The organism is Paraherbaspirillum soli (assembly GCF_042654985.1).
In the GTDB taxonomy this organism is placed as follows: Bacteria; Pseudomonadota; Gammaproteobacteria; order Burkholderiales; family Burkholderiaceae_D; genus Paraherbaspirillum; species Paraherbaspirillum soli.
In genome coordinates, this window is record NZ_JBHSMT010000027.1 from 35,887 (window position 1) to 56,215 (window position 20,329).

At 59.4% G+C, this 20,329-nt stretch carries 15 protein-coding genes; 7 read left to right on the plus strand and 8 right to left on the minus strand.

Going from position 1 to position 20,329, the window contains the following annotated elements; all coding sequences use genetic code 11:
- The first annotated feature begins 74 nt into the window (after window positions 1–74).
- A complete protein-coding gene (locus ACFPM8_RS15910; protein WP_378998749.1) occupies window positions 75–971 on the plus strand; it encodes a LysR family transcriptional regulator in 897 nt (298 codons plus the stop codon).
- A gap of 274 nt (window positions 972–1,245) precedes the next feature.
- On the opposite strand, the gene ACFPM8_RS15915 is transcribed toward ACFPM8_RS15910, so the two are convergent.
- Window positions 1,246–2,160, minus strand: coding sequence for a LysR family transcriptional regulator (locus ACFPM8_RS15915; protein WP_378998751.1), 915 nt, complete (start codon window positions 2,158–2,160; stop codon window positions 1,246–1,248).
- A 204-nt stretch (window positions 2,161–2,364) separates the two neighbouring features.
- Between ACFPM8_RS15915 and ACFPM8_RS15920 the strand changes: the two genes are divergently transcribed.
- The 5 genes from ACFPM8_RS15920 (at window position 2,365) to ACFPM8_RS15940 (ending at window position 7,436) form a co-directional block, all read left to right on the plus strand.
- Window positions 2,365–2,643 (plus strand): DUF4148 domain-containing protein, encoded by a 279-nt coding sequence (locus ACFPM8_RS15920; protein WP_378998753.1) that lies wholly within the window; start codon window positions 2,365–2,367, stop codon window positions 2,641–2,643.
- A gap of 133 nt (window positions 2,644–2,776) precedes the next feature.
- Window positions 2,777–4,273 carry an efflux transporter outer membrane subunit gene (locus ACFPM8_RS15925; protein WP_378998755.1) on the plus strand — a complete coding sequence of 499 codons (1,497 nt, stop codon included), beginning with the start codon at window positions 2,777–2,779 and terminating at the stop codon, window positions 4,271–4,273.
- Window positions 4,273–6,366, plus strand: a complete 2,094-nt coding sequence (locus ACFPM8_RS15930) for an FUSC family protein (RefSeq protein WP_378998757.1) — start codon at window positions 4,273–4,275, stop codon at window positions 6,364–6,366. Before ACFPM8_RS15925 ends, ACFPM8_RS15930 begins: the two co-directional genes overlap by 1 nt.
- Window positions 6,356–6,559 carry a DUF1656 domain-containing protein gene (locus ACFPM8_RS15935; protein ID WP_378998759.1) on the plus strand — a complete coding sequence of 68 codons (204 nt, stop codon included), beginning with the start codon at window positions 6,356–6,358 and terminating at the stop codon, window positions 6,557–6,559. The genes ACFPM8_RS15930 and ACFPM8_RS15935 overlap by 11 nt, the downstream gene beginning before the upstream one ends.
- Before the next feature lie 7 nt (window positions 6,560–6,566).
- Complete coding sequence (locus tag ACFPM8_RS15940) at window positions 6,567–7,436, plus strand: efflux RND transporter periplasmic adaptor subunit (protein ID WP_378998761.1); 870 nt, start codon at window positions 6,567–6,569, stop codon at window positions 7,434–7,436.
- Between the two features lie 70 nt (window positions 7,437–7,506).
- On the opposite strand, the gene ACFPM8_RS15945 is transcribed toward ACFPM8_RS15940, so the two are convergent.
- Window positions 7,507–7,770: a hypothetical protein gene (locus tag ACFPM8_RS15945; protein WP_378998762.1), complete on the minus strand. Its 264-nt coding sequence runs from the start codon at window positions 7,768–7,770 to the stop codon at window positions 7,507–7,509.
- A gap of 505 nt (window positions 7,771–8,275) precedes the next feature.
- On the opposite strand from ACFPM8_RS15945, the gene ACFPM8_RS15950 reads away from it, so the two are divergent.
- Window positions 8,276–9,580: a dicarboxylate/amino acid:cation symporter gene (locus tag ACFPM8_RS15950; protein ID WP_378998764.1), complete on the plus strand. Its 1,305-nt coding sequence runs from the start codon at window positions 8,276–8,278 to the stop codon at window positions 9,578–9,580.
- A gap of 92 nt (window positions 9,581–9,672) precedes the next feature.
- Here the strand turns inward: ACFPM8_RS15950 and ACFPM8_RS15955 are convergent, their stop codons facing one another.
- From ACFPM8_RS15955 to ACFPM8_RS15980, 6 genes are all read right to left on the minus strand, one after another.
- A complete protein-coding gene (locus ACFPM8_RS15955; RefSeq protein ID WP_378998766.1) occupies window positions 9,673–11,214 on the minus strand; it encodes a catalase in 1,542 nt (513 codons plus the stop codon).
- Between the two features lie 441 nt (window positions 11,215–11,655).
- Window positions 11,656–12,696: a right-handed parallel beta-helix repeat-containing protein gene (locus ACFPM8_RS15960; protein WP_378998768.1), complete on the minus strand. Its 1,041-nt coding sequence runs from the start codon at window positions 12,694–12,696 to the stop codon at window positions 11,656–11,658.
- 57 nt (window positions 12,697–12,753) lie between these two features.
- On the minus strand, window positions 12,754–13,041 hold the full coding sequence (locus ACFPM8_RS15965) for a hypothetical protein (protein ID WP_378998769.1): 288 nt from the start codon (window positions 13,039–13,041) through the stop codon (window positions 12,754–12,756).
- 396 nt (window positions 13,042–13,437) lie between these two features.
- The gene (locus tag ACFPM8_RS15970) at window positions 13,438–14,295 is read right to left on the minus strand and encodes a hypothetical protein (RefSeq protein WP_378998770.1); all 858 of its coding nucleotides are present in this window, start codon (window positions 14,293–14,295) and stop codon (window positions 13,438–13,440) included.
- A 43-nt stretch (window positions 14,296–14,338) separates the two neighbouring features.
- Entirely contained in the window at window positions 14,339–15,322 is a 984-nt protein-coding gene (locus tag ACFPM8_RS15975; RefSeq protein WP_378998772.1) for a right-handed parallel beta-helix repeat-containing protein, read from the minus strand.
- Window positions 15,323–15,330: 8 nt separating this feature from the next.
- Window positions 15,331–20,289, minus strand: a complete 4,959-nt coding sequence (locus ACFPM8_RS15980) for a DUF6765 family protein (protein WP_378998774.1) — start codon at window positions 20,287–20,289, stop codon at window positions 15,331–15,333.
- Window positions 20,290–20,329 lie beyond the last annotated feature (40 nt).

Here is a 20,329-nt window from a genome sequence, read left to right on the forward strand (position 1 = left end):
GCAAAGTATAAGGCGATTGATTATTGCTTTGAATACTATAAAATCTTCACAATCTCATTAGCTGGACTAATCAAATGCGTGGCACCGAATTCGCCGAACTGAGCGCCTTCGCCGCAATCGCGGAGCGGGCGAGTTTCGCCAAGGCGGCGGCGCATCTGGGCGTTTCGGCTTCGGCTTTGAGTCAATCGATCCGGTTGCTGGAGGAACGATTGGGAGTGCGCTTGCTCAATCGCACCACGCGCAGCGTCTCCACCACCGCGGCCGGAGAGCGGCTGCTCGACCAGCTGCGCCCGGCCCTGGAAGGACTGGCGCGCGCGACCGACGCCATCAATGATTTCCGGGAGACGCCAACCGGCGTGGTGCGCCTCACGGTGCCGCGGGTCGCCGCCGACTTGCTGCTGGTTCCGCGGCTGGCGGAATTCCGGGCAAGGTATCCGGCGATCACGCTGGATCTTGCGGTCGAGGATAAGGTGACCGATATCGTCAAGCACCGCTTCGACGCCGGCATCCGGCGCGGCGAAATGCTCGATCAAGACATGGTCGCGCGCCGCATCAGCCCCGATCGCCGCTTCGTCGCGGCTGCGGCTCCGGGCTATCTCGCCAGCCGCGGCTATCCGCTGATGCCGCGCGATTTGCAAAGCCACGATTGCATCTGCATCAGGCGTCCATCGAGCGGCGCGATAGCCCCCTGGCGCTTCATGGAAAACGGCCAGTTCCTGGACGTAAAAGTCGGCGGCCCGCTGATATTGAGCGATGCGCACGTTGCGTTGGGAGCCGCCCTGAACGGCGCCGGCATCGTGCTGCTGGCCGAAGACCATTTGCAGCCGTATCTGGACGATGGCCGGCTGCTGCCTTTGCTCGACGCCTGGTGCTGGGCCCGTCCCGGCTTCTTTCTCTACTATCCGAGTCAGCGCCAATTGTCCCCGGCGCTGCAGGCATTGGCCGAATTCCTGCGCCCGCCTTTCATTTGACCAAATTGGCAAGCTTCCGAAGGTCGACGTCAATTCTTTTAACACCGTTGACGACCCGCCGGACTACTGTAGGGCGGATGAGCGTAGCGTTATCCGCCGCTGGATGCGTCACCTGCATTCGATGTATCTAACACGGTGAAACGGCGGATAACGCTGCGCTCATCCGCCCTACCGACGGTGGCAGTAATCAACGCTGGTCTCGGATTTGTCCAATACCGCCTCGGTCTAGCCTTTCATCGCTACCAAACGTTGGGGTTTGCCGCCCAACCGCCTTTTACTTGCCCAGCCACGGATCAATCTCCGGCTGCGGAAACTGCTCGATCATGAAATCGACAAAGCTGCGCACGGTAGCCGACAGCAGACGCCGGCTCGGGTAGACCATCATGACCGTCAGCAGGCTGGCCCGATGATCGGGCAGCACAGGCACCAGGCGGCCGCTCTTCAACGCATCGCCGAGTGCGAACGACGGCCGCAGCACCACGCCCATTCCGGCCAGCGCGCAATTGCTCAGCAGGTCGCCGTTGTTGGACACCATCTTGCTGGTGATCGGGACCCGCACCTCGCCCTCCGGGCCCTCGATCGACCAGTGATGGCGCAAATGTTCGTAGGCGAAATTCAAGCAGGCATGGTTGGACAAATCCGCCGGCGTCTCGGGCGCGCCATGCCGTTTGATGTAGTCCGGCGACGCGTACAGCGATACTTTGGCCACCCCCAATTGCCGCACGATCATGGTGGCGTCGAATTTTTGCAGGTTGTTGAACATGCCGACATCGAAACCTTCCTCGACCAAATCCACGGTCCGATCCGACAAGGTCACATCCAGCGACACCTCGGGATAGCGCTGCGCATACAGCGGCAACAGTTGCGGCAACTGGAATTGACCGAAGCTCAAATGCGCATACAGCCTGAGCGTGCCGTTGGCCTTGGTCGACAGCGACGAGGCAATGGCGTCGGCGTCGTCGATATCGGTCAGGATCTGCCGCACCCGCTCCAGATAGGCCTGGCCGGTCTCGGTCAGCGACAGCTGGCGCGTGCTGCGGTTTAACAGGCGGGTGCCGAGATGCTTTTCCAATTCGGCCACATGGCGCGTCACCGCCGCGTTGGAGAGGTCCAGCATCTGCGCTGCGCGGGCAAAGCTGCCCTGCTCCACTATCTTCAGAAAAACCCGCATTGAGCGCAGTCTATCCATAAATCAAGACCCCAATCGTTTCATAAAATGGAATGGATCATTGCAATAAGTCCTATTTTTTCCGAATTATACAACGCATAAACTGAGCTCCATCGATGGGCCCCACACCTAACTAGCGAAGTGCGCGACTCACCGAGGCGGCTGACACCAATGCCCGATCGGCCGAAGCCGCTGTTAGCAACTTAACCTTTTTGGAGAATAAAAATGAATGCCAAACAATTGATCGCTGCTGTTGCCGTGTTTGCCGCCGCCGGTTCTGCTTTCGCCGACGCGAGCTACCCGCCCGAAACCAAGGTCACATCGAGCAAGACCCGCGCCGAAGTCATCGCCGAGATGGAACAAGCCCGTGCCCAAGGCCTGATGAACCAAAGCGACGCTGTATACCCGCTTGAAGCACAAGTAAAAAGCAGCGAACAAGCCCGCAAGCTGGCGACGCAATCGAAACCTGGCCGCGAGGTCGATGCGACTTATTCCGGCGCCTGATTCCCGGCTTAGTTTGAAAGCGGTAGTGTGAAGATGGGAGCGCAGTTCCGCGCTCTCTCTTTGCATTGGCGACACCATGCGCCACCCTCAGCATCAGCAACTTCCTCAAAGAACAACAGCCCTTCCGGCAACCATGCATTTCTCTATCCTGCCCCCCCTGCTGCACCAGTCCGCCCACACCACCGTGATACTGACGCTGGCCGTTGTGCTGGTCAGCGGTTGCGCCAATATGGCCGGCATTGCGCCGCATGCCAAACCGACCGACAGCAACAGCCTGGCGCTCGGCTCGGCGATGGGTGGCACCGCGGTCGACGGTCACTGGCCCGGCAACGCCTGGTGGCAAACCTTCAGCGACCCGCAGCTCGACGCCTTGGTGCAGCAAGCCGTCAGCGGCAGCTCTAACCTGAAAATCGCACGCGCACGGATCGAACAGGCGCGCGCGCTGGCCGGCATAGCCCGTGCCGGGACCCTGCCGCAAGTCGGCGCCAAGGCTGAATTCACGCGCGAACGCTTCACCGAACAAGGCCTGGTGCCGTCGCCGCTGGCCGGCAATTGGGATTGGGATAACGAAATCGCCATGAAGGCCAGCTACGACCTCGACCTGTGGGGCAAGGAAAGCAGCGCGCTCGATGCCGCGCTCAGCGCAGCCCAGGTCAGCGCCGCCGAAGCGCGCAGCGTCCAGCTCAATCTCGAAACCGCGGTCGTCCGCAGCTATCTGCAACTGTCGCTGCAATACGCGCTGCGCGATATTGCCGAGGCCACGCTGCGCCAGCAAGAGTCTATCGTCAGCATTGCCCGGCGCCGGCTGACGGCCGGGCTGGGAACGCAACTGGATTTGAGCCAGGCCGAAACCGCACTGCCCAATTCGCGCGCCGAGATTGAGCAAGTCGACGAAGCCATCGCCCTGTTGCGCAACCAGATTGCGGCGCTGAGCGGTCAGGGTCCGGGCGCAGGCGACGCGATCCGGCGGCCGTCGCTGGCGCAGCAGCGCGACACAGCCCAGCCGCCGATCAGCCTGCCCGACAACGTCCCCGCCAACCTGATCGGCCGCCGCCCGGACGTGGTGGCGCAACGCTGGCGGGTGGAAGCGGCCGGCAAGAACATCGACGTCGCCAAGGCGGCGTTCTACCCGGACATCAATATCAGCGCCTTCCTCGGCTTCCAGTCGCTCGGCTTTGCCGGTTTGTTGACGAGCGCCTCGGGCATGCGCGGCATCGCCCCGGCCATCTCGTTGCCGATCTTCGAAGGCGGCCGGCTGCGCGGCAAGCTGGGCGCGGAAACCGCCGCCTACGACGCCGCCGTCGAAAGTTATAACAACACGCTGGTGCTGGCGCTGCAAAGCGCGGCCGACCAGATCGTCAAACTCAAGTCCAGCGCGCAGCAGCAGCGCCACTCGCAGCAAGCCCTGGCGCTGGCGCAAAAGTCTTACGACATTGCGCAGAACGGCTTTCACGCCGGGCTGACCGAATATCTCAGCGTGCTGAATGCGCAAACCTCGCTGCTGCGGCAACAACAAAGAGTGGCGCAAGCGCGCAATGCATATCTGGATGCGTGGGTGCAGCTGATGCAGGCGCTCGGCGGCGGTCTGGGCGACGATTTGCCGACGCCGCCGGCGCAGGCAGCGCTGTAATGCGCGCAGCACACGCATGGCCGGAAGAGCTTAAAAAAGCCAGCGCCGCCTGGGTGATGGCGCAAGCGCCGGTCATCATTTACATGCTCAAGCTGACGGTGGCCGTGTTGCTGGCGCTGGGCTTGTCGCTGCGCTTCGACCTCAGCAAACCGAGCACCGCGATGCTGACCGTGATCATCGTGATGCAGCCGCGCAGCGCGCTGGTGCTGGCGAAAAGTTTTTACCGCTTTCTCGGTACGGTGGCCGGGGTCATGCTGTCGCTGCTGCTGGTCGCCTGTTTTTCGCAAGAGCCGACGTTGTTCCTGCTGGCCGGCGCTTGCTGGCTGGCCTTATGCACGGCCGGCTCGACCGTATTCCGCAATTTTCAGTCGTATGGATTTGTGCTGGCCGGCTACACGCTGGTGATCGTCGGCCTGCCGGCCGCGCTGCAGCCGGATCAGGCGTTCGACATTGCCGTCACCCGCTTGTCCGAAGTGATGCTGGGCCTGCTGTGCGCCGGCGTCGTCAGCGACGTCGTCTTCCCGCAGCGGCTGAGCGACAGCTTGCTGGCCGCGGTGCGTCGGCGCTATGCCGATTTCGCCCAGTACATCCGGCGCGACGCCGCCCATGCGGCGAGCGGCGAGCGCACCATGCTGCGCTTTATCGGCGAAGTGATTTCGCTGGAAGCGCTGCGCTCGTCCTCGGTCTTCGAAAATCCCGGCCACCGCTTGCAGAGCACCCAACTGCGGCGACTCAACACGGCGTTCATGACCGCCTCGACCACCTTCCATTCGCTCGATCAATTGCTGATGCGATTGCAGAACGCCGGCAAGCAAGCCGCGCTGGCTGCGCTGTTGCGCCAATACCGCGCAATCACCGACGCGCTGCAGGTCGACGCCGCTGCGGCCGCGCAACAACTGCGCGCGCTGCGCCTGCGTCTGCCGGCGCAACTGGCAAACACGCGCAGCGCCGTGCTGGCTGCAGCCGGCGATAAGGTCGATTCGCAAGCCTTGCTCGACTTCGACTCGGCCAGCGAATTGCTGCTGCGCTTTGCCGATGAACTGCTGGCGTACACGCTGACCCATGCCGCGCTGCTTGGCGATGGCGACACCAGCCTGGCCGACGATACGACGCTGCCGGCGCATTACGTGCCGCGCACCGATCCGCTGATGGTGCTGTTTGCCGGGCTGCGCACCGCGACCGCATTCGGCCTGAGCATGCTGTTCTGGATTCTGTCCGGCTGGCCGTCGGGGGTCGAGGCGGTGGTGCTGGCGACGGTCGTCAGCAGCTTGTTTGCGGCCGCGCCGTTCCCGTCGCGCACGGTGCGCCACTTCATCATCGGCGCCGCGGGCGGCGGCCTGGCGGCGTTCATCTTCGCCTACGGCCTGCAGCCGCACGCCGAAAATTTTGTGATGCTGTGCCTGGCCCTCGCGCCGTTTTTACTGCTGGCCGCATGGCTGGCGATGCAGCCGAAATACGCCGGCATCGGCACCGGCATGCTGTTCTTTACCTTGAATTACGGCGCACTCGACAGCGCCTACAGCTTCGATGCACTGAGCTTTTTCAATGGTCTGATCGCCGGCTTGATCGGGGTCGGCATCGCCAGCGTGATGTATGTCGCGATCGACCCGGCCGACAGCCGCTGGGTCAAACGGCGTCTGGCCGGCGCGCTGCGACGCCAGGTGGTGCTGGCTTGCCGCCAGCCGCTAGCGGGCTTGATGCCGGCCTTCGAAAGCGCCACCCGCGACCTGCTGCAACGCTTCGCGGTCAGCCACGAACTCGACAACGAGGACGACCGCGAAGTGCTGGCCTGGTTGCTATCGGTGCTGGAAATCGGCCGTGCCGTGATCCATTTGCGGCAGGATGTCCAGCCCGCGGCCGCCGCAGCCGTCGAACGTTGCGTGCGCAGCATCGCCAGCCTGTTTACCAAACCGCACCCGGCGCGGCGACAGGCCGCGATCGACGCCGCGCTGCAAGCGATCGCCGAATGCCAGGCGATGCCGGCGCTGAGCGCCAACCTGCACCTGATCCGCAGTTCGCTGCTGGATGAGACCTCGGTGCTGGCCGCGCTCGCCGTCAATTCCCAAACCAAGGATCAATACCGTGCCGCGTGAAATTCCCTTATTCGATGCGCTGGTGCCCAGCTTGCTGCTGGTCTTCATCGGCTGCGTCTTTTTGCAGATATTGCTCGACTGGCTATTCGGCCGGCTCGGACTGTATCGCCATGTCTGGCATCCGGGCTTGTTCCGGATTGCCGTGTTCGCGTGTCTTTTTGGCAGCCTCGCGCTGCTGTTGAATGTCGTTTGAGGTCACTATGAAAAGTTTGGTTTCGCCCAAAACCCTGTCAGGCATCGCTCTCACCTCGCTGGTCGTGGCGGCCGCCTTGCTGCTTGGCGACACGCTCTGGAATCGCTACATGAACTCGCCCTGGACCCGCGACGGCCGGGTGCGCGCCGATGTGATCGACGTCGCGGCCGATGTTTCCGGCCTGGTGGTCGAGGTGCCGGTGCACGACAATGCCTACGTGCACAAGGGCCAACTGCTGATGAAAATCGATCCGGCCCGCTATCGGATTGCGCTGGCCCAGGCCGATGCGCTGGTCGCGCAACGCAAGGCCGCGCTCAACATGAAGCGCAGCGATGCCGCCCGCCGCGCCAAGCTCGACAGCGATGTCATCTCCAGCGAAAACCGCGAGAACGCCAGCGCCGACGCCACCGCCGCGCAAGCCGTGTACCAGGAAGCGCTGGCCGCGCGCGATGCCGCCCAGCTCAATTTGCAGCGCACCGAAGTGCGCGCCCAAGTCGACGGCTGGGTCTCCAACCTGAACATCCACGCCGGCGACTTCGCCCAGGCCGGCGTCGCCAAGCTGGCGCTGATCGACGCCAAATCGTTCTGGGTCTACGGCTATTTCGAGGAAACCAAGCTGCCGTTGTTGAAAACCGGCGGCGCGGTGGAGATCCGCCTGCTCGGCGGCGAGCAACTATTGAGCGGCCATATCGACAGCATTTCGCGCGGCATCACCGACCGCGACAACCCGACCGGCAGCGGCTTGCTGGCCAACGTCAATCCCAGCTTCAACTGGGTGCGGCTGGCGCAGCGGGTGCCGGTGCGGATTCATATCGACCACGTGCCGGCTGGCGTCACGCTGGCGGCCGGCATGACCTGTACTGTGATTGCGAGATAAGCGCAGCGTCTTCCGCCGTTTTGGATGCGTCGACCACATGCGGCGGCGGATAACGCTGCGCTCATCCGCCCTACTTCTTGGGCGCTTTCTCTTCCTCCTCAAATCGCGCACGCATCACATCGAACAGGTTGTGCCTGTCATCGGCCAGGTCGATGATGGCCTGCACCAAGTCATGCGTCATCGCGTTGTCTTTGTTGATCTCGCGCAGCGGTCGCAGCAGACGCAGCACCTCTTCCAGGCAGAACATGCCGAGACGGGCGCATTCGGCGGCTTCATGGAGGTGGTCGGTTGGGGGAAAAATCAGTTTGTTGTCAGGCGTGATAGCGAAGGTCATACGGGCTCCTTTGTGATTGAGGGGGATTGAGCCGCGCTGTGCCAAAACGGGAGGGCGGCGAGTAGTAAGGTTCGCAGACCGGCCTGTTACTTTACGCACCACCGGCAGCCCGAAGGCTCCCCACTATCACCGCCCATAGAGGACGGAGATAGATGCGTACGCATAGCCGCATGACGCGGTCCGCGTAGTAACAGTAGTCAAGCTGCGAAGCAAGGTCCCTTCTTTTTCGGGGACGAAAGCGACTATAGACCTTCTTTAGCAATGCGGCAACAAACCCGCCGCAACAACAACCCGCAAAGACAGCAATTTTTAGTTGTAAAACTGCGACGCCCAGCCCTCCATAGTTACTAAATGTCATTTGAAATCCAACCGAAAAGTACAGGCGGCACGCACTCGGATAAAATGCGCGCCAGTGATTAGAACCTATGCACTAACCCTATTGCAACTCGGCAATATTTATGGTTGCGCATCGGAAATATTTTTATATGAAGGCGGGGAGAAACGAATGAAAAAAATCAAGGGAACGACCTGGATTCTGGTCGGAATGTTGCTCGGGATAGTGGTCGGCTATATTTGCCACGAGAACGCGGCGGATGCGCAGGCGGCGAAGGATATCGCGGCGTATTTCTCCATCATCACCGATGTGTTTTTGCGCTTGATCAAGATGATCATCGCGCCGCTGGTGTTCGGCACCTTGGTGACCGGCATCGCCGGCATGAAAGACAGCAGCTCGGTCGGCCGCATCGGCATTCGCGCCTTGGGCTGGTTTGTGATTGCTTCCCTGGTTTCGCTGACGCTGGGCATGTTGTTCGTCAACGTGCTGCAGGTCGGCCACTCGCTCAACCTGCCGCTGCCGGCAGTCGGCGCTGAAGTCCAGTTGAATACCAGCGGTTTTCATCTGAAAGACTTCATCACGCACGTGTTCCCTAGCAGCTTCGTCGACGCCATGGCGAAAAACGAAATCCTGCAGATCCTGGTGTTCTCGCTGTTCTTTGGTTTTGGCCTGGCTTCGATCAAAGGCGAAACCGCCAAAACCTTGACCACCGCGCTGGACGGCTTGGTGCACGTGATGTTGAAGGTCACCGATTACGTGATGAAGTTTGCGCCGCTCGGCGTGTTTGCCTCGATCGCCGCGGTGATCACGGTGCAGGGCTTCGGCGTGCTGACCACTTACGCCAAGTTTCTCGGCGGCTTTTACGCCGGGCTGGCGACGCTGTGGGCGGTGCTGATCGGCATCGGTTATATGTTCCTGCGCGGCTCGATCTTCACCTTGTTGAAGCTGCTGAAAGAGCCGATCATGCTGGCATTTTCAACCGCCAGCAGCGAAGCCGCCTATCCGAAGACGATGGAGCAGCTGGAAAAATTCGGCATCAACAACAAGATTACCGGCTTCGTGCTGCCGCTCGGCTATTCGTTCAATCTGGACGGTTCGATGATGTACCAGGCGTTCGCCGCATTGTTCGTGGCTCAGGCCTACAACATTGAAATGTCGTTTGCGCAGCAACTGACGATGTTGCTGGTGTTGATGATCAGCAGCAAAGGCATGGCCGGGGTGCCGCGCGGTTCGCTGGTGGTGGTGGCGGCCATCCTGCCGATGTTCCACCTGCCGGAAGCCGGCATCCTGTTGATCATCGGCATCGACCAATTCCTCGACATGGGACGCACCGCCACCAACGTGGTCGGCAACGGCATCGCGACTTCTGTGATCGCCAAATGGGAAGGCGCGTTGGATGAGGAAGCTGCCCGGCAGGACGTTTCCCTGGCGGGCAAGAAGCCCGTTGCCGTGGCTCTCGAAAAAGCGCAGCGCTAACAACTGATTCGCTATTCAGAGGGGCAAGCCGCAGTTGCTGCGGCTTGCCCCTTTTTTCACGCAGGTCGCCAGCAGCGGCGCTACCGTCGGGCTTAATCCACCAGCGCTTTGGCGCGCTGCTGGACATCCGTCAAATCGCCTTTGACCGCAGCCGTCAGGCGGGTGCCGTATTCGGTATCGGCTTTGTAGAAATGGCTGAGCATGATTTGCCGGATTTCTGCATTCTTCACCTGGCCCAGATCGGCGGCCAGATTGCCGATCAGGTTTTCACGATGCTGTTTGGACAGCGAACGATAGAAACTGCCCGCTTGCGTGAAATTGTCGGTTTTGGCGATCGCCGCCTGTTGCGTGTTGCCGGCCAACGGCGTTGCTACATACTTGTGCTGGCTGTCGTCCACCGCGCTGCCGGCTTGCCGCGACGGCTGGTAATTGACATCGCCGGTGCGCTTGCCGGGATTGCCGGCGCCGTTCGAATTGTAGTTGTCGACCTTGACCAGCGGCTGGTTGATCGGCATCAGCTGGTGATTGGCGCCGAGCCGGTGCAACTGGGTATCGGCATACGAGAACAAGCGCCCCTGCAGCATCCGGTCTTCCGACGGTTCGATCCCGGGCACCAGGTGCGACGGCGCCATTGCCACCATCTCGGTGGTCTCGAAGAAGTTATCCGGGACCTTGTTCAAGGTCATGGTGCCGACCTTGGTTTCGGCGATGCCGGGCCAGACCTTGGTCGCGTCCAGCGGATCGAATGGGAACTTGTCGAGGTCTTCCGGCTTCATGATTTGCAGGTACAAATCCCATTTCGGAAAATCGCCGCGCCTGATCGCCGCGTACAGATCGTTGGTCAGATTGTTGAAGTCCTCGGCCTGCACTTTGGCGGCTTCGGCGCGGGTCAGGTTTTTTTCGCCTTGCCGGCTTTTCCAATGAAATTTCACGTAACGCACTTCGTCATGGCTGTTGACCATCTTGTAGGCGTGCACGCCGTTGCCGTCCATCATCCGATACGACGCTGGAATCCCTTGGTCGGAATACACCCGCGTCAGCATATGAGTGCCTTCCGGCACGTGGCTGAAGAAGTCGAAATAACGATTGGGGTCCTGCACATTGCCGACCGGCGACGGTTTGAACGCATGCACCATGTCCGGGAACTTGATGGCGTCGCGGATAAAGAAGATCGGCAAGTTGTTGCCGACCAGGTCCCAGTTGCCTTGGTCGGTATAAAACTTGGTGGCAAAGCCGTGCGGATCGCGCAAGGTTTCCGGCGATCCTGAGGGGTGCACCACGGTAGAAAAACGGACAAAGACCGGGGTCTTTTTGCCGGCCGCCGCAAACAGGCTGGCGCGCGTCAGGCCCGACAAGTTTTCGCTTGCGACAAACTCGCCAAAGGCGCCGGTGCCGCGCGCATGCACCACCCGTTCCGGAATGCGCTCGCGGTCGAAGCGCTGGAGTTTTTCAATCAATTGCGTGTCTTGCAGCAAGACCGGACCGCGCGCCCCGGCGGTTTGCGAATTCTGGTTGTCGCCGACCGGCGAGCCGTTATCGCGGGTTAATGTTTGTGCGCTGACGCCGCTTGCCAGCAATGTGGCCAATCCGAGTACGCTCAACTGCGAAACCGCGAAACCTCTTGGTAGATGCATGTTTGATTACCCCTCGTTGATATGCGCGATATTGCGCGAGGGTAAATCTACGCTCAATAGTTGTTAACTATAAAATAGTAATTACCAATTGCGTTTATGCATAAGCGCTATAACCAAGCGATTGGCGGGCTTGCGGCGCCTGGAGGGCGAAGCGACCTGACAAGGTTGCCAGGTCGGTCCAATCAATACGGCAGCGAGAAGTGATGACGTCCGAGGTTGGTTAGCGTTCCGGCGGTGCCTGGCAGGCTTGTGAAATGGCTGTCGTTGTACCAGCGTTAGATCAACTCGGCGCTTTTGTCATCGATCAAGCCCTTGGCTTTCCTTGGTGGTGCGCCGGATGTCGGAAGGCGCTGCGCTTTTCCGACCTACGATCCTATCCTTGTATTCAAGCACGGCGATGCTTTACCGCACTGTGATTTTTAGATGCTCCGTAAGAATCAGTTACCACAACGAGAACGAGGAATTAACTTTGTTCCCGCTTTCCTTGGCCGTTCTGCCATCTTTGATTTCAATCGGCGTTTCCGCTTTCGCAAAGATGTTGTCCTGCACGAGGACATTGCGGCTGTTACTCAATCCAACCGCAATCGTCTTGTCCGTGCTGCCGTCAACACGGATGCGATTGTTGCGAACGATTGATCCATCGCCGTTGCGAAGATAGAGCGTGTAGGCGGCGATGCCATGATTGTCGGTTTTCTGGCTAATTGTGTTGTATTCAATGAGTGCCTTGGGACCGGAATTCAAGACCGAAACTTTGGGCTCGTCCTCACCTGCAAATTTCGGCGCACCATCTTCATCGAAGCGATTGTCGAGAATCGCTCCAATCTGATTGTTGCGGATCACATTACCTGCGCCAGACAGAAGAATCGGGCTATAAACATCAATGAAATTAACGTTTTCAATGACGAATCGGGTTTCTGTAAATTGAGCAATCGGCAGGGTTGGATAAGCCGGATAGGAATAAACAGGAGCCATTTGCCAATTTGTACTGCGCTGAGCCAGCTTGATTCCCGTACCTACACCTTTCATCGTCCCATGGTGAATACGGATATTCTTTCCGTGTCCTTTTATGCCTGCATACCCTCGCGTACCGCTCGTGCTGAGCGTATGTCCGCGCAAGTCCACGTCAACATCATCCGCTTCAATATCAATAAAATTTCCGCCGCATCCATGAGTCCAAGGTGAACAGGAAAAATCATAGTCCTGGTCCAGGCAATAGCGACCCGGCTTTCTAATAGCGATGTAGGGCTTGTTAAAACTCGCTTTATCCCAGCGCAATACGGCACACCCGCTGTCGGAGTCGTTCTGCGCGTCGGCTGACGAATGCGTTGGCTCAGACTTTGCAGCATCAGCCTGCGAGCGCTGATCAGCTTGAGGGTTCTTGAGAATGAACTCTCGAAAAACGAAAGCTGGAGTAAATGCGATTTCTTCAGCCTCCATTGGAAAGGCGGTGGCTAACAGGCTAAATATCAAGCAGCCTTGCAAAGGCCTACTCATTTGGCGATGTCGCAGCTGCCAAAAAGTATCACTCCGCTCCCCATATTAAAAAGTAAACTGGTTCGGTTCTGAGTTTGCATGGGTGAATATTTGAAAATCTTTCTGAGAGCCGAAGATGTAGTATTTTTGATGCGCTCCACAATAGCCCTCTTCCCCCTTGTTGAAACGACGGCCGCCCCTTCCACAGATATTTCGAACTTCAACCTGGTCGGTACGATATGCCTCGCAAGCACCTTCTGCTGAAATGTTCCTTCCCCTGACAGGCTCACATAAGGTGATATTCACGCCTTGCGCGTCTTCCGTTATTTCGGTGGTCGTGTCAGGGTCAATCATCCGTGCGACTACGCATGGCCCGTCTCCAGACGCGCAAGAATTGACATGGCATTTGTACGTATCGGAAGCCCACGCTGAAATATGGGATGCGCCAGCCATGCACAACAATGTCAATAGCAGGTGTCGCATTGCAATTTGCCTTTAATGTGAATGAAGTTCTGATTTAGAACTTCGAATTTTCCGACTGCAAATTGCGCAGGCCGCTCCCATCGTTAAAGATGAATCGTGCAATGGACTCACACCCGGTCAGCGATAACAACGCGCTGACCATGACGGCCACTTTTAAGAATTGATGTAGTTGAGTACGCATGATGATGTAAGGTGTTTTGTTATAAAAAAAACCTGATTCTTTAGCCAAACCAGGTTTCTACGATCCATCCGGGTGCCCGAGATACGTTACTTGACCCAATCGTCGGTGCGCATGTTATATGGCTCGAAATACACGGTCGGCATCGGCAGCGACTTGCCGGCGTATTCCAGTGGCGGCAGTGCCATCCGGAAGCGGGTCGGGATCACCGGGCCGGTGTTGAAGCGCATGATGAAATCAATCGAAACAATTGACTGAACAGGCGAGCTGTAGCTGCAGGCCGGAACTGGCGGGCGCAAATAATATTTCGGCACACGACTTTCCGGATGCTCGACATCGACGGAGCTGATCCCGCGCTGATACGAATAGACGTGCCACAGTTCTGGATCCGGATGATAGGTGCGGCTATCGGTAATCAGACGGATCTTTCGATGGTCCAGTTTAAGCAGGCAAGCCGGGGCCGCTATTCGGTCGTGACTGTCCAAGTCCATAAGATCAAAATATGCGTGACGAGGTATTGGTGATCCGTCCGGTCTTTGACCACGGCGTGGAAGAGGCAACATCCCTACGGCTTGCCGAAAGCCCATGTACAAGCCCGAACGCGGAAACGTCGGCACGCTCTTTTCCGTCTCGTCGCGCCCCTCCCACGGCCGCGGTTGTACGCCCAGGCCGATAGGCATCAGTACCGGCAGCACCGTCTCGGTCGCCATGCCCTCGATAAATCCCAGCATCCTCCTTTTTTCCGGCTGACTGCGCTTGACAGACTCGTCCTTGACTTCTTCCCATTCGATCAACGGCGACTGCGCTGTGTTGTAATCCACACGCTTCTGGCCCGGCCAAATATTGGGATTCAAGCCGTTCAGCAGATCGGTCTGGGCTGACGCCCTGGACGCCAGTTGGCCCAGTGCTGCGCCCAAGCCTAGTTGCAATAAGGTCCGACGATTCATTTGATTTCTCGGCTAATGACACAGGCCTATATCGCGGCTTGTCTCATTTCAGCGAATTGCCTTTTTCCGCATATTTGCTCTCCCCATTGACGCGCACCAGCTTGTCGAAATTTTCTACAGTATTGCCTTCGATTTGCACATCGGTGGAATCGAGCAGGTTGACCGCGGCCGGCGCTTTGCCAAACCATCCGCCTTTATAAATGATCCGGTTGTTGCGCACCACCGCGCCGTGCGCATCGCGTAACTTGATTGCCGCATCGAACGGCTTGGCGTCGCCCTTGCCGTGAATGATGATGGTGTTGTTCTCGATGATGCTGCCGGGGCCGTACATATACACGGCCGTGTGACCATCGACGTCGATAGTGCTGTCGCGCAGCACGTTGCCGCCGCCAGCCATGACGACGCCGCGCCAGCCGGCATGGATCGTCACGTGTTCGACCAGGTTGCCGGTTGGCTGGTAGCTGGGGGCTTTTTTATCTAGTGCTTCGGAGGCGGGCAGGTCTTCGTAATCTGCATAGCTAACACTCTTCCGATTGGCATACGATGGGAGGCCTGCAATTCTCAGATCACCGTCTCCGTTTTGAAGACTCACGCCCAATGAGCTGCGTGCACCAGGAACAACGACCGTACCATTTCGCACAAGGACATGACGAATCCCGCCCAAGGCTCGCACACCAATTGAATTTTCTTCATCGCTCTTTAGCAAATGTCCTTGCAGGTCTATATCAAAATTGCTGCCTTCTACCCATGGTGAATTACGAACAAATTTATGTTTTGATCGATCCAAGTATTCATCCGGATAGCTAATTTCCATAAGGGCAGTGGAAAGTGTTTTATCCCCCCCCGCATGGATATCAAAGACACGTGATTGAACAATGTCGTAGGTCAGGCAGTGCTTTCCCGTAGTACTGACATACCCTGTACGCGAAGCATGGTTTTCTAATTGATAGATGGATTTACATTCCTGCGCCATACCATGCATGCTTACTACTCCTAAAACACCAAGCAAAACGAGTAATTTATTCATGGCTGCTCCTATTTTTTACACTCAAGCTCAGTAGGCAAGATCGTACCGGCATACAAGGTCTGACTCAACGGCTTGCCATCCTTATCACAGAGATATTGCATGCGATTTTCTTCGCCCTTCGAGGCTAGATATCCCATGAAGTTTGGTTTATTTGGATCAGATAAATTAATGTCCTTTAGATCAGGACGTGTCGTATCCCAGCTCTGCAAAATACTCTGCAACATCTGAATCTTCGTGCTAGTTGATGGATTTTTAGGCTCGAAACCATGCCCTTCATGTTCAGGAATTGCGTTGTAATCCTTTAGCTTCTGCTCAATGTCGCTCCATTTCTGTGCCTTGGATGGATCCCCTAAACCAGTGAGTTTGTTGAACACTTCCTTTTCCGCTTCCAGCGTACGCTCTTCGTTGTGATTCCAGTTAAACGCTCCGGGGAATGGCAAAGGCGCCTTATGGTTATAAGTGTAGTCAGGATTACTGCCGTAACCGCCATGCCCCAACCCAACATCGAGTGCAAACGGATGATTGTTCGAGTCACGATGAGCAAACGTGTCTTCGAATGCGTGCAAATATTCCCCCATGAATTGCAGCTTTGTGCAACGCTTGTTGACCAGGTTTGATTCGGTCGCACTCATCGACACAGCGGCATATAGCCTTCCTAGCTGGTCATTTTCAGGAATGTTTATATAGTCGGTACTGTTGGTTGGGCTACCGTAATCGCTAACACCTCCCTTGATCCTTCCCGTTACAGAATCGACCGTAGAAGACACCATCGTGAAATGGTAAGACAGCAAGCGCGCCCGATGGGAATCATCGAGACCGCCCGACAGGTTCATCGGTTCAGTGTCCGGGTTGTCGTCGACGTATTGGGCCGCCAATGCCATAACGCGTGCATCATTAACATCCATGCCGGCCGCCATCGCCAGGAAATACGTCATGTAGTAATGGATATCCGATTGGTACAAGCCCAACGGATCAATCTTGTTAACCGGATCGCCCTGCACATACAAATAAGGATCAGGCCCATCCACATACCCCAACGGATCAGGCTGCAAATAGCGCCCGGTCGCCGGGTTGTATGTCCGGTGGAAATTATCGTGCAGCCCGGTCTCGGCGTCGTAGTACTGGCCCGGCAGGCGCAAGTTGAGTGTGCTGCCGTCCTTGCTCTGCACCTTGGCGTCGCCCCATGCCGACACCTCGGCTTGCCACACCACCTTTTGCTCGCTATCGGTCATCGCCACCGGCGCGCCGCGCTGGTCGGCGTGGATGTACAGCAGCCGTTCCGCCTTGCCCGCTTCACTTTCCAGCTTGGCGACCGGGGTCGCCTTGCCGTCTTCGCTCAGGTACAGGTATTGCGCGCTGATGTGGCCTTGCTGGTCGACTTCCGCCACCAGGCGGTTGTGCTGCCACAGGTAGTAGGTGGTGCTGCTGCCGACCGTTTTGGCGACGCGCTGGTGGAAGCTGTTGTAGCGGTAGGTCGCGACCGGCTTGCCGCTTTTGGCGTCGGTCACCGTCTCGATCTGGCCTTCGGGGGTGTAGCCATAACGGTAATGGCCATCGTCCACGATACGGCCGAGGGCGTCGCGTTCATTACGCGGATTGCGCGCGGCGGCAAACGGTTTCAGCGCGCCGAAGCCGGTGTAGTCGTAGCCGGTTTTGACGATGCCGCCGCTGGCATTGGCAGCCTGCAGTGCGCGGATGCGCGGGCCGACGCCGTAGTCGTAGCGCCAGTCGGCGATGCTATTGCGATCCGCGCCGATCTTGACCGAGGTCAGGCGGCCGGCAATGTCGAAGCCTTTTGCCGTTTGAATGCCATTGCCCTGGGCGTAACCGGTGACGCCGTTGTATGGATGGAAGCCGATCCCGGCCACCACCGTTTGTTGCGGCAATGCAGCCTTGAGCCAGTGCAGCCAGGACGGCAATTGGTCGATCCGGTGCGCGATCGCGGCCATCCGTTCGCCTTGCAATTTGATGTTGCGCGCCACCTGGGTCGCCGGGTCGCGCTCGATTTGCATTTCCCGGCCATCGGCCAGGCGTTGCGTGCTCGGCTGGCCGGTGCGCGCATCGTAGGTCGTCGCCAGCGTGTAGCTGTACTCGCCAAGCGTGATCCGGGTCTGCGCGATGCGGCCGGCGGCGTCGTAGCTGTAGGCGGTGCGCTGCACCGGGTCGGTGATTTCGATCAGCCGGTTGCCTTGATAGCGCATGCTCACTGTGGCGGCTTTTGCGCTGCCGGCGGCGGTCGTGGTTTTTTCGGTCAAGCGGCCGGCCAGGTCGTAGCGGTACGCAATGCGGCTGCCGTCGGCTTGCACCAGTTCCAGCATGCGGTCACGCACGTCGTAGCGAGCAGTCTTGTTGCCGTAATCGGCCAACCGGATTTTTAGGATGCGACCGAAGTCGTCACGCACGATGTCAGGTTGCGCTTGGCTCGATGCTTTGTTGGATGTCGGCGGCACCAATTGCAGATTGACCCGCAGCATGCCGTCTGCAGCCAGGTCGATGTCGGCACGCGCAGTCTGTTCGCGGTTGTCCGCAGAGAAGTGACGCACGCCGTCGCCGTCCACGTGCCGTACCACTCGGCCTTGCGCATCGTAGCCATAGGTGTCGAGCCGGCCGTCCGGCTGCAATTGGCTGGCTAGCCGGTTGTGCTGGTCGTAGCTGCGGTAGCTCGCCCGCACCAGCTTGCCTTGCTCCGCCGCCGGCTCGTACAAGCCGCTGACCTGGATATGCCCTTCGCTGTCGAGGCTCAACTGGCTGAAGTAGCCCTGCGCGTCTTGTAGCCGCACCGGCCGTCCGGCGCCGTCGTAGCGCAAGCTGATGCCGCGTCCGGCGCCGTCCGACAGCGCGCTGACCTGGTCCAGCGCATCGTATTGTCGCTCGGTGACTTGGCCGGCGCGCGCTGTGCGCGTGAGCATGCCTTGCGTGTTGTACGCATAGTCGGTGGCGATGCCGTCGACACCTATGGCTCGCGTCAAGCGGCCGGTGCCGGTGTCGCGCGTAAAGCGGCGCACCAGGTTTTGCGGAGTGGTGATCGCGGTCACGAAGCTGCCGCGCTGGTCGTAGTCGATCAAGGTGACATCCGAGTCGCTCGGGTCGTTGTTCGGTCCATGCGCCAGCGGGCCGTCGATCCGCGCCAGCAGGCTGCGGCCGTTGATCGTGCGATAGCCGTAGCGGGTGCTGCGTTCGATCAACTCGGAATCTTTGCCGTCGAGGGCGGGCGCGTAGCCGCTCTCGCTGACCTGCGTCACCTGCCCCGCGGCGTTGTAGGCGATGCGGGTGACCGCTTCCCGGCCCGGGATCACGCTGGGGCGGGCGATCAGCGTCGGGTTAGTACTGGCTTGGGCTTCGGGCGCATTCGCCTCCAGCGTCGGATATTCATAACGGATCAGCCATTGCACCGCTTGCGCTTTGCCGTCGCGGTAAGCGATGCGGCCGCTGCGCACGGTTCGGCCGTAGGCGTCGTACTCGGTCTTGTCGCCGGCCACCGGCTGCCCGTTGTCGTCGAGCTGCGTGGTCTCGGTCATCCGTCCCAGCAAGTCGTAGCCGTAGCGCACATTGCTCTGGCCACAGCTGGCGCAGCCGGCGCCGCGCACTTCCAGCAAGCGGTATTGGCCACCGATGATCGCATGACGATAACTGGTTCGCTGGCCCAGGCTGTTGGTCAGGATCACCTGGTTGACGGGGCTGCGGTCGAACGTGACTTGCTCCAGCCCGGTACCGGGCACCAGCCGTTTCGGTTCCAGCAGTTTGCCGTCCGCGCCCTTTTGCCATTGCGCCGGGCTGCCCTTGACGCTCAGGATGCCGCGCCCGTTCTGGTCGTAACCCCAGGTGCTCAGGCGTTGATGCACTTGCTGGCCGTCGCTGCCGCTGCCGTCGACACTGACGCCGGTCAACAGCGTCGGGAAGCGCGGGTCTTCGTAGTGATAGCTGCGGCTGATGGTGCTGCTGCTGATGCCGCGCTCGGTGTAGGCGTGGACTTTCTGGTTGGCGGCGTAGCTGGTCGGGATTGTGACTTTGACCAAGTTGGCCAGCAACAGCGTTTTGTCCAGCGTGCTGCCCTTGGGCGCCGCGCTGCCATAGGCGTACTCAAAGCGGCCGACCGGGCTGTCTATGCTTTGCGCGCCGCGGAAACGGTCGCCGGCGCGCGCGCTTTGGTTGTCCAGATAGTTCAGCCGCAGGCTGCGCCCTTGCGGGTCGGTCACTTTGAGCAGCATGCCTTTGGCGTCGCGCGTCAGGCTGACGAATTCGCCGGAGGGCGCCGCGATCTGCACCAGCTGGCCGTCGCTGTTGAAATCGAGCTGGCGGCCGTTGGGCCAGGTCCAGACGTACTCGTTGCCGTTGCCCTTCTTGTCGATCCGCAGCCGGCCGTTGGCCGGGTCGGCGCTGCTGCACAGGCTCGGATGCTGCGCATCGCGGTTGAAGATGATGCGGGTGCCGTCGGCCTGCACGATCTGCACCGTGTCGGTTTGTACGTACAGCTCGGTCTCGTAACTAAGCTTCCAGCCGCGCCCGAACGCGCCGTTGGGCACGTTCGGCAGGCTGTACTGGCTGTTGTAGTGGCGCACGATTTCCAACCCCAGCACACCCGGCAGCGCCGGTAGATCGACTTCCTGCTGGTATTTATTGCCGTTGATGATGTTGATCGGGTTGCCTGCGCCCTGGTTGGTGTTGCTGCTGTTGCCCAGGCTGGCCGGCTGGGTACTGCTTTTGCAGGTCTGGCCGCCCGGGCTCGGGCTGCAGGTGCCGCCGCCCGGCGGCGTGGTGGGATTGGTGCCGCTGCCGCATTTGCCCAGCAGTTGGTCGGCCGCGCTGCACGGTTGCGGCGCGCAGCTTTGTTTGGTCGGGTCGCAGGCGTTGCTGCCGCCGCCGCCGCCGAAGCCGGGCGGCAGGTCCGCTTGCGCCGGCGCGACGCTTAACAACAAAGTACCCAGCAGGGCCAGGGTGGCGAATAGTTTTTGTGTGAGTGCCGTCATGCGAGGCTCCCGTGAGAAAAGAATGAGGGTGGAGAACAGT